Below are 14,919 nucleotides of genomic sequence, written 5' to 3'. Positions count from 1 at the left end.
AGATAAAAGCAAAATTTATAAAAGTCAAATTTTTTTTTAAAAAAAGTTCTTTTTTTTGCTTTTTGCTAAAGTCAAATAAAATGGTAAATCATTATGATTTCCTGTTTTGTGTGCGACGTCGACGCTCTAAAATTCCTATATTGATAATCATCCCTTAACGGAAAAAAAAACTTGATTTTGGGTTACCCATTGCACAAAACAGGAATGGTTGATTGGAACAATAGAACATTTGAATGAAGAAATCAGAACGTTACTAAAATTAACCTGTTTCTTTTTTTCTTTCGTTTTACTTCACTATTCGATTGTTCAAATGTTCTATTATTTTATAACCCTGATTCTGTAAATGTTGGTAGATGCATGCAGCAAATTTAAAACGACTCCATATGGTTTAAGACGGGGCATTTAGAAAACCACTATTAAAGTTTTATTTCTAACGCAATAGAGAATAGAGAAAATATATAAGTTGGCAAGCTTAGGCAAAAAAGAACCGGAATAGTTACAGACCGGTTCTTTAAATAGATATTTAAGAAAAATTTATTTTCTTGCAGAGGAAGATAAAAACTCTCTGTTCATTCTGGCTATATGGGAAATTGAAATTTCTTTAGGACATTCGGCCTCACATGCACCGGTATTAGTACAATTTCCAAAACCTTCATTATCCATAACTTCAACCATTCTGATAACTCTTTCTGTAGATTCAGTTCCTCCCTGTGGTAAAAGTGAAAGGTGAGATACTTTAGCTGCTGTGAAAAGCATGGCGGATGCATTTTTACAGGCAGCTACACATGCTCCGCAACCAATACATGCCGCAGCATCAAAAGCTTCATTAGCATCATCTTTATTTATTGGGATTAAATTAGCTTCAGGCGCACTACCTGTATTTACAGATATATAGCCTCCCGCTTGAAGAATCCGATCAAATCCCGTGCGGTCAACAACTAAATCTTTAATAATAGGGAAAGCTGCTGCTCTCCAGGGTTCAATCACAATAGTCTGTCCATCTTCAAAACTTCTCATATGAACCTGACAAATGGTAGCACCTTTTACGGGTCCGTGAGCCCTGCCATTCACGTGAAGGCCGCATGAACCGCAAATTCCTTCCCGGCAATCGTGCGCAAAAGCAATGGGATCTTCTCCCTTTTTTATCAGTGATTCATTTAAAACATCGAGCATTTCAAGGAATGACATATCTTTTGAGATACCTTCCATTTCATATTCTTTGAAAGCTCCTTTGTCCTGCGCGTTTTTTTGACGCCAAATTTTTAATTTCAACTTCATAAGCTGTTTATTTATAACTTCTTTGAGAGGGTTTTACATATTCGAACGTTAAATTTTCCTTGTGCAACTGATGGCCTTCTACTTTATATTCCCAGGCGGCAACATAGCTGAAGTCATTATCATTTCTAAGTGCTTCACCTTCTTCAGTCTGATATTCTGCACGAAAATGTCCGCCACAGGATTCTTTTCTTTCTAAAGCGTCTTTAGCCATTAATTCGCCTAACTCCAGAAAATCTCTTAAACGACCTGCTTTTTCTAACTGTTCATTTAATTCTTCATTAACTCCGGAGACTAAAAGGTTATTTTTAAATTCTTCTTTTAAACCCTGAATATCTCTAATGGCTTCATTTAAACTTTTCTCTGTTCTTTCAATGCCGACTTTATTCCACATTATCTGCCCTAAAGCTCTGTGTAATTCATCAGGAGTTTTTTCCCCCTTGATTGATAATAAGTGTTTTAAATCTTCTTTTACATTACTTTCAGCTTCTTTAAAATTTGCACTTTTTTCATCAATTTTATCAAAGCCTTCATTTGCAAGATAGTCTCCAATTGTTGATGGGATAACAAAATATCCATCAGCAAGGCCTTGCATCAAAGCAGATGCTCCTAATCGGTTGGCTCCGTGGTCAGAAAAATTAGCTTCACCGATAGCAAACAGACCCGGAACATTCGTCATCAGATTATAATCTACCCATAGACCACCCATCGTATAATGAACAGCCGGATAAATTCTCATTGGTGTTTTATAAGGATTATCACCGGTAATTTTTTCGTACATTTCAAACAGATTACCATATCGCTGGCTGATGGTGTCCTGACCTAACCTATTGATGGCGTCTGCAAAATCTAAATAAACGGCCTGACCGGTTAGTCCCACACCTCTTCCATCATCACAAGCTTCTTTAATATTTCTTGCAGCAATATCGCGAGGAACTAAATTGCCAAATGAAGGATATTTTCTTTCCAGGAAATAATCTCTTTCATTTTCAGGTATATCTTTAGGCGCTCTTTTATCATCTTTTTGTTTAGAAACCCAAACTCTTCCATCATTACGCAAACTTTCACTCATAAGAGTGAGCTTGCTTTGATAAGTACCTGAAACCGGGATACAGGTAGGGTGTATTTGAGTGAAGCAAGGATTTGCAAAGAAAGCTCCTTTTTTATGTGCTCTCCAGGCAGCGGTAACGTTTGAGCCTTTGGCATTTGTACTCAGATAAAACACATTTCCGTACCCTCCAGTAGCCAATACCACAGCGTGCCCTGAATGGCTGGAAATTTCACCTGTATTCATATTTCTGGTAACGATACCCTTAGCTTTTCCATCTACAACTATAACATCTAAAAGCTCATGTTTTGGATACATTTTTACTGTTCCGGCTGCAATTTGCCTGTTTAAAGCTCCAAAAGCTCCATATAACAATTGCTGCCCTGTCTGACCTCTGGCATAAAAAGTTCTGGATACTTGTGCTCCTCCAAAAGAACGATTATCAAGCAATCCTCCATATTCTCTTGCAAAAGGCACACCCTGGGCCACACACTGATCTATTATGGATACACTGGTCTCAGCTAGTCTGTAAACATTTGCTTCTCTGGAACGAAAATCACCCCCTTTTACAGTATCATAAAAAAGTCGATATATACTATCTCCATCGTTTTTATAGTTTTTTGCAGCATTTATGCCACCCTGAGCAGCTACAGAATGGGCTCTTCTGGGTGAGTCATGATGTGAAAAACACTTGACATTATAGCCTAATTCACCAAATGAAGCGGCGGCCGATGCTCCCGCTAATCCGGTACCTACAACTATGATATCAAATTTTCTCTTATTTGCAGGGTTCACAAGTTTAAGATTAAATTTGTGGTTCTTCCATTTGTCGGCTATGGGCCCCTGCGGTATTTTTGAATCAAGTGTATTCATGCTTTCTGTTTTATCTGTTTACGATTGTTTCTGTATCATGTAAAACCTCTAATAAGGTGATGTTGTTTAATTCAAATAAGATTTTACTAAAAAGTAAATAGGAATTATTGCAAACCCCAGAGGTATAATAATAGATATAAAAGTACCTGTTTTACTGATTAAACCATTATATTTCTTATGATTTAGTCCAAGAGATTGAAAAGCACTCTGAAAGCCATGGTTTAAATGAAAGGCAAGCAGTATCATGGATAAAACATAGAAACCGGAATACCATGGGATTTCAAATGCCTCCTGAACGATTTCGTACATAGTTTTAGGATTACCCAAAATACGGTGTTCTACCAAAAAACCACGCAGATGGACTACTAAAAAGATAAGTATAATAGAGCCGGTTACAGCCATATTTCGGGAAAACCAAGAGCTGGTTTTGTTACCCGGTTTAACATTATAATTCACCGGTCTGGCATCTTTGTTCAATTTTGCCAACCATAATCCGTCTACAATGTGAAACAAAAAGCCCAACACCAGAATTATTTCTGTAACTCTGATTAGAGGATTCGTTGACATAAAGTCACTATAAGCATTGAAAGCAACGCCACCATCCTGCTTTAATAATAATAAATTACCGGATAAATGGACAATTAAAAATGAGATTAGGAATAAACCTGTAATACTCATGATTAATTTCTTTCCAATGGAATAACTAAATAAATTTTTTGCTTTGCTCATTTGGATTTAAATTTTTAACGCGGCAAATTTATTAAAAATAAGGTTACTAATGTGAGAGAATGATAAATAATATAAAAAATCTGAAAAGAATAACAGTTTTAGCATGAGTTAGTTTGTAAATTATTTCCAAAATAAATAATTAACCTATCATCATGTGCGTATTTGGATATTTGTGATTTGGCTCTGCTTTACTCGACAATAAAGAAAAAGCAAGTGTTAAGGGGCCAATTCTTCCGATAAACATGCACCCAATAATAATATACTTTCCATAAGTAGAAAGAGTTTCAGTTATACCCATAGACATCCCGACTATGCTGGTAGCTGAGACAGTTTCAAATAAAATTGCTAAAAAATCGGTATCTGTTTCGGTGTAACTCAATAAAAATATTCCGGTAAAGATAATCCCGAAAGAGAAAAAGAAAAGGGCAAATGCACGATTTAATAAATCATAAGAAAAACTTCTTTTTTGAAATTCAAGTTTTTTTCTTCCTCTTAAAAAGCTATAAACACCTAAAGATATAATAAAGAAAGTAGAGGTTTTAATACCTCCTGCCATTGACCCGGAAGAGCCCCCGATAAACATGTTGAAAATTATTAAAATTAAAACCGGTGTAGTGAGGTTTCCGGTTTCTAAAGTACTGAATCCTGCTGTCCTTCCCGATGTTAGCTGAAAAATAGAGGAGATAATACTTTCAAATGTATTTTTATCAGCCAGACTATTATTCCACTCAAAGAACAGAAATAAAGAACTGCTGATTACAATTAAACCTACTGAGGTGTAAACGGCAACTATAGTACTGGTTTTCCATCTTTTCCAGGGTTTTTTCAACCTTTCTCTCAGCATATCTACACCAAATAAATCTCTGATTGCAGGGAATCCGAGAGATCCAAAGAAAATTAAAATCGCAAAAAGTATGTGAAGGACATAGGCATAAGCCAGATTACCGGTCATCAATCCATCCTCATACAATGAAAAGCCGGCATTACAGAATGCTGAAATCGTATGAAAAAGAGTAAAAAATATACGCTCAGACTGGCTGGAGAATTCAACACTGTTGCCCCATAAAAAATACATACATACAAAGCCTAAGCCTTCAATTATTAAGGTGTATTTAATGATTTTCTTTAATAATTGCCTGGTGTTAAAAAGGTTTTCTTCATTTAAAAATTCCTTTAAAGCCGTTTGTTGTTTGATACCAATTCCTTTTTTCATGAAATACACAAAAAAGCTGGCAAAGGAGATAATTCCAATAGCTCCGAACTGTATCAGCAGCATTATAATAAGCTGCCCTTTTAAAGTAAAATAGGTGCCTGTGTCAACTACTACCAGTCCGGTAACAGTAGCAGCACTCACAGCTGTAAACAGCGCATCCGTAAAGCTGATAGTCATCTCGGGTGCTGTCATTTCAGGGAGGAGCAGTAGAAAAGTTCCCATTGAAATCAATATCATAAAGGAGATTATGAATGCAATATTTGGCTTTATTTTAAAACTCAACAGGTAGCGAATGAGCTTTAAGATTTCAAGAGTAGAAAGTATTAAGATAAATGATTGAGTAAACAAAGACAGGTATCGGGCATAATCTGAAATGGAAAGATTTATAAACACTATTTCAAAAAGCCCGTATTTGCCCGAAGATAAGCCCAGGGAGACATCTACAATCAAAAGAAGTATTAGAATCCCTTCAAACCAGTGGTCTTTTATAAAGGATTTTTTCTCGTAATTAGTGAGAAATCGAATGAAAAAATTGAGTATAAAAAAAATAAAATTCGCATAAATAAGCTTGATAATAAAATCAAGTGTTTCGCGATCATGAGGAAATCCATGATAGTATATTATTAAACCAATTGAAAAGAAAGAAGCAATTAAAGCTACAACTCCTGAGACCTTAAGCAGGTAACTCCGGCTATCGTAAATCATAAGCCGGCTGTACTCTTTTGCATTATTCCAGAAGTTCTTAAAGGGCATAATTACTCATTTAATGAATCTTCATAATTTAAATCTTTCAAAAGCAATTCTTTTGAAATAGGATAAACGCCCGGGTACTCACAGACAATGCCACCACTTAAGTTTGCCAGAAAAACTAAACTTTCAGCTTCTAAATTGCCGGCTAATGCAAGAGATGCTACACTAAGGACTGTATCTCCCGCGCCGGATACATCAGTTATTGTTCTAAGTTTATTTGGTTTTGTAACGAAACTATTTGATGGTGAAACATAGCAGATACCTTTTTCTGAAAGAGTTACCATACAATTAGTTACGTTTAACTCGATTCTCAGTTTTTCTACTTGTGATAACAATTCTGATTCATCATTGATTTTTAAAAGATTAAAAGCATCACATAATTCTTTTAAATTCGGCTTGAACAAGTCCACTCCGGAATAGTTAAAAAAGTTTTTACGCTTTGGGTCGACGGCTGTCTTAATTTTTTTTTGGCGGCATATACTTATCGTTTTTTCAATAAAACTTTTTGTTAATACCCCTTTATCATAGTCTTGAAAAATTAAGATATCCGGTAAAGATTTTTCTATAGAAAGCAATAGATTTTCATAAAGTTTATCTTCAACCTCTTTTGAAATTTCATCGGTAGTTTCAGAGTCAAACCTCAGCAACTGCTGATTTTTGGATATTAATCTATTTTTTTTGGTAGTTTTTCTAGATGCTGATTTAAGAATATGCTTTGTTCGTATATTCTTAGCCGTAAGCATTTCTAACAAAGTATTTCCGGTTTCATCATCCCCTAAAACGCTAAGTAGTTCCACTTCAGCACCCAATTGGATTAAATTTAAGGCAACATTTGCTGCTCCGCCAAGTCTGTTGGTTGTATTTTCTACATCTAAAACAGGTACGGGAGCTTCAGGGGAAATTCTATTTACAGAACCGTTAATATAATGATCCAGCATAACATCGCCAACCACCAGGCACTTTGTCCGGCTCCATTTAACTATTTCGTCTTTTAGGATATTATATTTTGAAAGCATGACAATGCATATTTAAAGGCAAAGTAAATGCTTTTTTTAATGACTATTATAAGTAAAGTCTGTTTTCTCTTTATTTAAGAGCAATATTTTAAAGAACTTATCTGGGAGAAAGGTTTCTTTCCGTAATTGTCAGTTTACCGATTATGTTATCATTTTCATTAAGACTGCCTACCCATATATCATAAGTTCCCTGACCGTAATTTCTTAAATTTAACATAGGATTTAAGGTATTGGAATTTGTATCATCATTCCCAATCCATCTGCCATCCGGTGTATTTATAATCATAGTTGCATCATCTAAAGCATTATCAGCCTCAAAAAAAATAACTAAGTCATTGGATTCACCTGTCCAAACTAATCTTACATCCGGAGAAGCTGAAGCAAAACCTACACAATCATTGCATAGGTTAAGGTTTGAGACATTTACCGGTCCACCACTGACTATTTCCAGTATTTTAGGATCTTCATTAAATCCTTCAGATAAGTTTACTGTTGAAAAAACCGGCTCCAGAGAAAAATCTAATGATTGATTGGCTGTAATTACAGGAATTGTACTATTTAATTCTGTTATATAAAGTGTCCCACTGATATTTTCACCTTGCTCATAACTACCAACCCAAATATCGTAGGTGCCGCTTCCATGAGGAGCTAAACTTAGTAATGGGTTTAATGTTTCTATCCCGGCATCATCATTTCCAATCCAGGAACCATCAGGGGTATTAATTATTAGTGTAGCATCTTCCGTACTGTTGTCAGCCTCAAAATATATTTTTAAATCAGCACTACTTCCACTCCAGTTTAATCGAAAGTCCGGTTGTGAAGCGGCATAACCTTCACAGTCGCCACATAAGTTTAAGTTTGAAACATTAACAGGCCCACCACTGACAATAGGGACCTGATAAGGATCCGGCTCAAAACCTGCTGTCAGATTTACAAAGCCATAAGTAGGCTCTAAAGAGAAATCCAAAGATTCAGTAGAAAAAGTGGAGCCCGGAATCAGGTTGTGAAGTTCAGTAATTACAAGAGTACCGGATATTTCTGTACCTTTTTCATAGCTGCCAACCCAAATGTCATAAGTGCCGCTTCCATATCTGTTTAAATCTAACATAGGGTTTAAAGTACCTTCAAAAGCATCGTCGTTGCCTATCCAGGAACCGTCAGGTGTATTTATAATTAATGTTGCGTCTTCCGTATCATCATTTGCTTCAAAATAAATTCTCAATTCATTGCTACTTCCTGCCCAAACTAATCAGTAATCCGGTCTGTCAGATATATAACCTTTACATTCACTACAAAGATTTAAATCTTCAGCATTTATCTCACCACCACTAATAATTGAAATAGTGTGAGGGTCAGCTGAAAATCCGCTATTGAGATTTACACGACCGAAAAAAGGTGGCCCGGTGATGTCTATAACTTCCTGCGCCTGAGCAGAATTAAATCCGAATATTAAACTAAGGAATAATAATATTAGAAATAATCTTTGCTTAGCTTTTGAACATATAGATAATTCCATAGTAATGCATACTTTTTAGAATGATTAAAAAGTAAAATTATGCTTTACTCATTAAAAAAAATAAATTTTTGGAAATAATCCTGATAATAAGCAAATTATATTGAAGCAAAAATTAAAAAACAGTAAAGTTACACTTACCATAGAAAATTTAGAATGCTAAATTAAGCATCAACTTTTTCATCACTATTTTGAGTTGCAACTCTTGGATATGTGTATTTCTTGTAATACTGCATAATTCCGAGCGTAAAGATTAAACCGGAGATTATACCCTCTACTAATATTACAAATGTCATACTAATTGGAGTAATAAACTGACCTATATTTTCATTTTCCTGCATGTTTGTTAGAAAATTATTGTCAATATTCAAATAAACAAACAAGAAGACAGCATAAAAAACAGTAGCAAAAAAAGAAGTTAAAACACCGAACTTAAAACCTTGAAAAAATTGTAAATTATAGTTGTGATCTTTTAAAAATTTACGAACTGCAATGATTAAACCTCCTAATAGAAATGCACCATTCAAATACCTCAAAGCACTCATGTATTCAATACCTGATAAGGAAAGCACAAAAAAATAGGCCATTAATGAAATAAAAATAAGAAAGCCATAGTAAAATGCGAGGTTAATAGAACTCTTAAACTTAGACATAATTTATAGTTTTGGTTATATAAATATCAACGTTTTTATTGAATAATAGTTTAAATAATGGAAAGTTTACACAAATGATACCTAATAAAGCTTACAAAGCAATGCAATAATTTAAAGTTAGAATTTTTATGTTATTTATTTGTATTTTATGGTAAATGTTTTTTGATTATCTGAAAATTATCTATTATTGCAAATCAGAAAATGCAAATTTACACATTGTTGTAAAATTTCATAAGTATTTATTAACAAATGATAATTTAGAAAAATGAAAAAAGCTTTTTATTTAAATTTATTGGCCGTACTTTTAATTTTTAGTGGTTGCAGTAAAGATGATGATGAAAATGAAGATTTAAATGGGGGAGAAGTAGGGACTTTTGAGGCAAGTGTAAGTGGTGATTTAACTGAAGAAGTTAGTGGTATTGCTTACTTTGAAGAGGAAGATGGAGAAATGATTGTTACACTATTTACTTTTGATAACAACTGGAGTTTTATCACATTTCAATTTGATATCCCACTTAGTACTGGCACTTACAGTCCTACAGAGGATATAATGGGAGCAATTGGAAGTGAGAAGACTATTGCTACAGCAAGCAATGGAGACTACTTTTTTATAGGAGAGAGTGGAGAAGTAAACATTACAGAATCAACATCTGAAGTTATCAGGGGTGATTTTGATGTTAATTATACTTATGAATTCCAAAGCGAAGTCAAAAACATCAATATTACCGGTAGCTTTGCAGCTGATCCGGAATAATATGATTTAAGTTCAAAAAATAATATAAGGGAGAAGCTTTAGATAGCATTTCCCTTTTTTTGTTTGTATAATATGTCTTTATTTTTAGCTACAAGAAAAAAATGGATGGCCAGTTTTTTTCAAATAGCTACAAGACTGTAGCTTTGTTTTTTAATGTCTGAAGTTTTTCGATAACTTCACTAAAGATTGGCAATATCAAATTTTTAATCCAAAAAATGTATTCTATTGGTAGAATTTTTATTTTTACGCATAATTTCAATAGTATTATACAAATTTTCTTCCAAATGGATTTAACTTTATATCCTTCTGTTGTGAATATTTATAAATGTTTTGATAAAACATCTGTTGTAGATGGGCATCGTCAACTTTTTCTTTTTTTAAACTTTAAAAATTAATGTATGAGTGTTTTAACTGATTTCCTGAAATATGAAAAACAAAAGCCAAATGAGATATTGTTCAATCAACCCTTAGATCAGGGCAAAAGAACCTGGACGTATGCAGAGGCCGGTAAAGAGATTAGATCTATATTGGCAGGCTTACAAAGTATCGGACTAAAACCGGGCGATCATATTGCACTTATTTCTAAAAATTGTGCTGAATGGATTATGGCTGACATTGCTATTATGATGGGAGGTTATGTTTCTATACCCCTTTATCCAACGCTTAGTGCAAATAGTATTAAACCGATTTTAGAGCATAGTGACAGTAAAGCAATTATTGTTGGAAAACTGGATGATTATTCCGCTCAAAAGGATGGTATTCCTTTAGGAATTGCTAAAATTGGAGTAAATACTTATGGTATAGAGGAGGAGCATACATGGGAAGACTGGGTTAAAAACATGACTCCTAGTGATTATGTGCATGACTGGAAACCGAATGACAGGCTTACTATCATCTATACATCCGGTACAACGGGTAGTCCGAAAGGGGTTATGCATGAACTCAATAACTTTGAAAGTACGGTAAAAGTAGCACTCAACGAGTTGGATATTGACCCCACTAAAAAGGCGAGAATGTTTTCATACCTTCCTCTTAGTCATATTGCCGAGCGCATTGGAATTGAGAATATGGGCATGCATTTGGGAGCTGAGTTTAATTTTGCTCAATCATTAGATACTTTTGCTGAAAATCTGGCAGAGGCCCAGCCTACTTTATTTTTTGCTGTTCCAAGAATATGGTCTAAATTCAGAGAAAAAATAGAGGAAAAGCTTCCACCTTCAAAAATGAATGTACTGCTTAAAATACCTTTGATAAATGGTGTTATTAAAAATTCAATAAAGAAAAAACTGGGTCTTGCATCAGCAACTCATATTTTTAGTGGAGCTGCGCCAATTTCGGTTGATTTGCTTAAGTGGTTTCAAAAGCTGGACATTAAAATTTTGCAGGCATATGGCATGACTGAGGATTCAATTTATGCTCATTTTAATAGAAATAACGCGAATAAGCTGGGTACTGTAGGTATTCCTTTTTCAGGCCTGGATGTAAAAATAGCAGATACCGGAGAAATTCGGGTTAAAAGTCCCGGAAATACACAGGGTTATTACAAAGAGCCGGATTTAACTAAAGAGTTGTTTGACGAAGAAGGCTACCTAAGAACCGGAGATATTGGTGAAAGGGATAGTGAGGGGTTCCTGACGATTACCGGAAGAGTAAAAGATCAGTTTAAGACAGATAAAGGAAAGTATATCGCCCCGGCACCTATAGAAATGATGCTTTTAGCTAATAGTGATATAGAAAGTGTATGTGTAGTGGGAACCGGAGTTGCTCAGCCAATGGCGTTAGTTGTACCTTCACCGGCCGGTTTGGCAAAAAACAGAGAGTCACTGAGTTCAAGCCTGACTTCGACCTTTAATTCGGTAAACGAAAAACTTGAACCTTATGAAAAAATGAAAAAGGTAGTTGTTATGAAAGAACCGTGGACAATTGAAAATAATTTAATGACACCTACCATGAAAGTTAAGCGAAATGAGGTGGAAAAAATTCACATGTCGCGTTATCCGGAATGGTATGATAAGCAGGATACTGTTATCTGGGAAAGTTAAAACCACAAGTTTTCAATAATTGAATTTATAAAATTATAAGTCCCACCTGTACTTTGGTCAGGTGGGATTTATTTTGGTGTGAAGGGGAGTAGAGTCTATTTTTCTATAAAGAGCTTTTGAAACTTATTTACCATAAATTGATGGGGTCAAAGTAGATACTATCAATTGATAGTTAAAAAAATGTGTTGTTTTATCAAAGTAAAAAAGGAAAACTAAATTATTTTCCAATAATTATTTTCTTCATAAATGATTGCTCATTATCCAGAAAATGCATCCAATAAATTCCGTTGGGCTGTGTGCTCAAATTTAATGCAGTTTTGTCAGAAGTAATTTTTCCTGTGTGAATGATTTCTCCAAGCATATTATAAATGTATACAGTAAAATTTGAATATCCTGATAGTGTTTCCGCTTGTAATATAAATATACCTGTTGAAGGATTAGGATAAACTGTAAAACCCGGATAAAGATGATTGATGTCTTCACTACTTGTAAAAACAAACTTGTAACAAGCTGAGGTGTCTATGCATCCGTTATCATTTACCTGCACGGCATAATTTCCACTCTCGGACGGTGTAAAAGTCTGATTTATTGCACCGGGAATAACTGCGTAATTATTGTCGCAATCCAACCACCGGTAAATTGCTCTGTCTGTTTCAACGGTGAGTGAATTATAGGATACTGTTACTGAAGTTTCCACTGAACATTTTATTTTAGCTACAAAAAAACTACTGCTTCCTGCATTGGTTAGATTTATTGAGTCGAAAGACATATCATAACTCAAATAAGAGCCTGTTAGAAACACATTTCTACTTTTATCGGTGGAAATACTATAACCTCTATCACTATAAATTCCTTTTGTAGATTTAACCCAAAGAAAATTACCTTCAGGACTATATTTTACTACAAAAACATCGCTTCCATTTTCATTAGTTAACGTATCTGAGCCAAATGCAATAGATTGACTTTTAAGATAGCCGGTTACAAGTACATTATCTCTGGCGTCGGTGGTAATTCCCCTACTTATATCACTAGAATTACCTCCAAAAGAATGTGCCCAAACGGTATTGCCATCCGGATCATACTTTACGACAAAAATATTATAATCACCTTGATTGATTAATGTATCTGAGCCAAAAACAATATATGGACTTTGAAAATAACCTGTTAAAAGCGTATTACCCTCAGAATCAATGGCAACATCATAGCCCTCATCCCAGTTTTCACCTCCGGCACTTTGAGCCCAGAGAACATTACCCTCAGAATCGTATTTTACAACAAAAAGATCTCTTTCCCCTGATTTTGTTAAAGTTATTGAACCAAGTGTGATAGAAGGGCTCCAAAATGAACCTGTTACCAGTATATTCCCGATACCATCAGTTGCAATACCCCAACCTGCTGCTGAGGAAGATCCTTCGGCTGATTGAGCCCAAAGCACATTACCATCCGGGTCGTATTTTACTATAAAAATATTAGCATTACCTGAATTAGTTAATGTAATTGAGTCGAAAGTGATCGAAGGGCTTGAAAAAAAACCTGTAACAAGCACATTTCCTATGGTATCGGTAGAAATGCTATATCCTTCATCACTTGTACCTCCTCCTCCTGCCGATCGAGCCCAAAGCACATTGCCATCCGGGTCGTATTTTACGACAAAAATATTTGCATTGCCCGATTTAGTTAAAGTTGTAGACCCAAATGTGATTGAAGAGCTCAAAAATGTACCTGTTATTAATATATTTCCTTTGGCATCAGTAGTTATATCATAGCCTTCATCCCAAAGGTCACCTCCTGCCGATCGAGCCCAAAGTACATTGCCGTCCGGGTCATACTTTACCACAAATATATCACTACCTCCTTCCTTGGTTAAAGTCGTTGAACCAAAACTGATAGAAGGACTCGAAAACCTGCCTATTACCACCACATTTCCATTGGCATCTGTGGAAATACCTTGACCATATCCACTATGACTTTCTTCAGCAGTTTTAGCCCAGATGAAATCAGGGGCTTGTGAAAAGCTATCGGTCACAGCTAACAGACAGTAGGCAAAAATACAAACGATAAAGAGGGTGAATCGGTGCAGCTTCATATTGTAGTTACTTTAGATCAAAAAGTTGGTTGATTAATCATTTTTTAAAATAATTTTTTCAAGCGATATATAACAAATATAAAGATGTTATTATAACTTTCAGTTATTTGTGCAAAAAAAATAACAATAAATTTAATTAAAACTTTTTAGAGACACTTGGATTATGTCAAACAACTAATTGAGTAAAATAATATATCATTGTCAAAATAAAAACAGTATTTATACTTTATTTTAATGTCTGATTACTATAATATTGTATAAGTTAAAGTTAATCTAGTTACTATTAGAATTTTGAACGTTGCTACTTATTGGGAAACTCATTAACAGAGCTATTAAACTTAAGAAAGCAGCTGAATTTTAATCCTTAAAACCTTGAAAATATCAAAAAAAGGAATTTAAAAAGACTTTTTATATAATGCTGCAAAAACGGAGTTTGGAAAATATATTCCCCAGAGTTTTACATGGTATTAAATACAAAAAGTGGCATCAGCATGCGATGGAGTTTGTTTGAGGTTTTGAAGAACGGGAAGATGGAAGCGGGAAGTTAGTAGTTGTTGGTAATTAAGTTATAAGTGGCTTTAATTTTCACTTCTGTCACTGTTTAGTTGACATTGTATTTTTTTAACATTGGGATTACTCCATTTTTTTTATACTTATTTAGGACAAAACGATAAAATAAGGGTCTAAACCTGGTGCTTATTTTAACAAAAATCTCACTTTAGTCCTTTTTTTTGAATAAAATGATGCTTATTTGAACATTTTAATGCTCTTTATTACGATTTTTAGTAACTACTATGCTATCCTTATTTAGCCGCAGATTACACTGATTAACACAGAAATAGTATAACCATTGTTCCATTGCTCGATTGTTAACTTTTGATTTATGTACTACATGAGCTGGTTTGCAAACTTTTTATCTTTTCATAACAATGAAACAATGGAACAATGAAGCAATAATTTTTATTTC

Annotated in this window: 12 protein-coding genes; 3 read left to right on the top strand and 9 right to left on the bottom strand. The window is 34.4% G+C overall.

Going from position 1 to position 14,919, the window contains the following annotated elements; genetic code table 11:
* Positions 1 to 534 precede the first annotated feature (534 nt).
* From EA412_07120 to EA412_07085, 8 genes are all read right to left on the bottom strand, one after another.
* The gene (locus EA412_07120) at positions 535 to 1,278 is read right to left on the bottom strand and encodes a succinate dehydrogenase/fumarate reductase iron-sulfur subunit (protein ID TVR79080.1); all 744 of its coding nucleotides are present in this window, start codon (positions 1,276 to 1,278) and stop codon (positions 535 to 537) included.
* A gap of 7 nt (positions 1,279 to 1,285) precedes the next feature.
* The gene (locus EA412_07115; protein ID TVR79079.1) at positions 1,286 to 3,196 is read right to left on the bottom strand and encodes a fumarate reductase/succinate dehydrogenase flavoprotein subunit; all 1,911 of its coding nucleotides are present in this window, start codon (positions 3,194 to 3,196) and stop codon (positions 1,286 to 1,288) included.
* Between the two features lie 66 nt (positions 3,197 to 3,262).
* On the bottom strand, positions 3,263 to 3,925 hold the full coding sequence (locus EA412_07110) for a succinate dehydrogenase (GenBank protein TVR79078.1): 663 nt from the start codon (positions 3,923 to 3,925) through the stop codon (positions 3,263 to 3,265).
* Between the two features lie 139 nt (positions 3,926 to 4,064).
* A complete protein-coding gene (locus EA412_07105) occupies positions 4,065 to 5,891 on the bottom strand; it encodes an ATPase (GenBank protein ID TVR79077.1) in 1,827 nt (608 codons plus the stop codon).
* A gap of 2 nt (positions 5,892 to 5,893) precedes the next feature.
* Positions 5,894 to 6,904 (bottom strand): hypothetical protein, encoded by a 1,011-nt coding sequence (locus tag EA412_07100; GenBank protein ID TVR79076.1) that lies wholly within the window; start codon positions 6,902 to 6,904, stop codon positions 5,894 to 5,896.
* A 97-nt stretch (positions 6,905 to 7,001) separates the two neighbouring features.
* On the bottom strand, positions 7,002 to 8,126 hold the full coding sequence (locus tag EA412_07095) for a hypothetical protein (GenBank protein ID TVR79075.1): 1,125 nt from the start codon (positions 8,124 to 8,126) through the stop codon (positions 7,002 to 7,004).
* A 27-nt stretch (positions 8,127 to 8,153) separates the two neighbouring features.
* Entirely contained in the window at positions 8,154 to 8,420 is a 267-nt protein-coding gene (locus EA412_07090; protein ID TVR79074.1) for a hypothetical protein, read from the bottom strand.
* A gap of 161 nt (positions 8,421 to 8,581) precedes the next feature.
* The gene (locus EA412_07085) at positions 8,582 to 9,070 is read right to left on the bottom strand and encodes a DUF4199 domain-containing protein (GenBank protein ID TVR79073.1); all 489 of its coding nucleotides are present in this window, start codon (positions 9,068 to 9,070) and stop codon (positions 8,582 to 8,584) included.
* Positions 9,071 to 9,335: 265 nt separating this feature from the next.
* Here EA412_07085 and EA412_07080 point away from each other — a divergent pair, with 265 nt between their 5' ends.
* The 3 genes from EA412_07080 (at position 9,336) to EA412_07070 (ending at position 11,866) form a co-directional block, all read left to right on the top strand.
* Complete coding sequence (locus tag EA412_07080) at positions 9,336 to 9,824, top strand: hypothetical protein (GenBank protein TVR79072.1); 489 nt, start codon at positions 9,336 to 9,338, stop codon at positions 9,822 to 9,824.
* Positions 9,825 to 10,039: 215 nt separating this feature from the next.
* Positions 10,040 to 10,219: a hypothetical protein gene (locus tag EA412_07075; protein ID TVR79071.1), complete on the top strand. Its 180-nt coding sequence runs from the start codon at positions 10,040 to 10,042 to the stop codon at positions 10,217 to 10,219.
* 3 nt (positions 10,220 to 10,222) lie between these two features.
* A complete protein-coding gene (locus EA412_07070) occupies positions 10,223 to 11,866 on the top strand; it encodes a hypothetical protein (protein ID TVR79070.1) in 1,644 nt (547 codons plus the stop codon).
* Between the two features lie 217 nt (positions 11,867 to 12,083).
* Here the strand turns inward: EA412_07070 and EA412_07065 are convergent, their stop codons facing one another.
* On the bottom strand, positions 12,084 to 13,952 hold the full coding sequence (locus EA412_07065; GenBank protein ID TVR79069.1) for a T9SS C-terminal target domain-containing protein: 1,869 nt from the start codon (positions 13,950 to 13,952) through the stop codon (positions 12,084 to 12,086).
* Positions 13,953 to 14,919: the final 967 nt, after the last annotated feature.

Source organism: Chitinophagaceae bacterium, from assembly GCA_007695095.1.
Lineage (GTDB): Bacteria > Bacteroidota > Bacteroidia > Chitinophagales > REEL01 > REEL01.
The sequence above is the reverse complement of the archived record's forward strand: the minus strand, read 5'-3'. Positions and strand labels throughout refer to the sequence as shown.

What these genes read in the sequence shown, in the direction of transcription:
- EA412_07120 (TVR79080.1), bottom strand. Translation starts at nt 1,278, where the DNA reads ATGAAGTTGAAATTAAAAATTTGGCGTCAAAAAAACGCGCAGGACAAA.
- EA412_07115 (TVR79079.1), bottom strand. Translation starts at nt 3,196, where the DNA reads ATGAATACACTTGATTCAAAAATACCGCAGGGGCCCATAGCCGACAAA.
- EA412_07110 (TVR79078.1), bottom strand. Translation starts at nt 3,925, where the DNA reads ATGAGCAAAGCAAAAAATTTATTTAGTTATTCCATTGGAAAGAAATTA.
- EA412_07105 (TVR79077.1), bottom strand. Translation starts at nt 5,891, where the DNA reads ATGCCCTTTAAGAACTTCTGGAATAATGCAAAAGAGTACAGCCGGCTT.
- EA412_07100 (TVR79076.1), bottom strand. Translation starts at nt 6,904, where the DNA reads ATGCTTTCAAAATATAATATCCTAAAAGACGAAATAGTTAAATGGAGC.
- EA412_07090 (TVR79074.1), bottom strand. Translation starts at nt 8,420, where the DNA reads ATGGAATTATCTATATGTTCAAAAGCTAAGCAAAGATTATTTCTAATA.
- EA412_07085 (TVR79073.1), bottom strand. Translation starts at nt 9,070, where the DNA reads ATGTCTAAGTTTAAGAGTTCTATTAACCTCGCATTTTACTATGGCTTT.
- EA412_07080 (TVR79072.1), top strand. Translation starts at nt 9,336, where the DNA reads ATGAAAAAAGCTTTTTATTTAAATTTATTGGCCGTACTTTTAATTTTT.
- EA412_07075 (TVR79071.1), top strand. Translation starts at nt 10,040, where the DNA reads ATGTATTCTATTGGTAGAATTTTTATTTTTACGCATAATTTCAATAGT.
- EA412_07070 (TVR79070.1), top strand. Translation starts at nt 10,223, where the DNA reads ATGAGTGTTTTAACTGATTTCCTGAAATATGAAAAACAAAAGCCAAAT.
- EA412_07065 (TVR79069.1), bottom strand. Translation starts at nt 13,952, where the DNA reads ATGAAGCTGCACCGATTCACCCTCTTTATCGTTTGTATTTTTGCCTAC.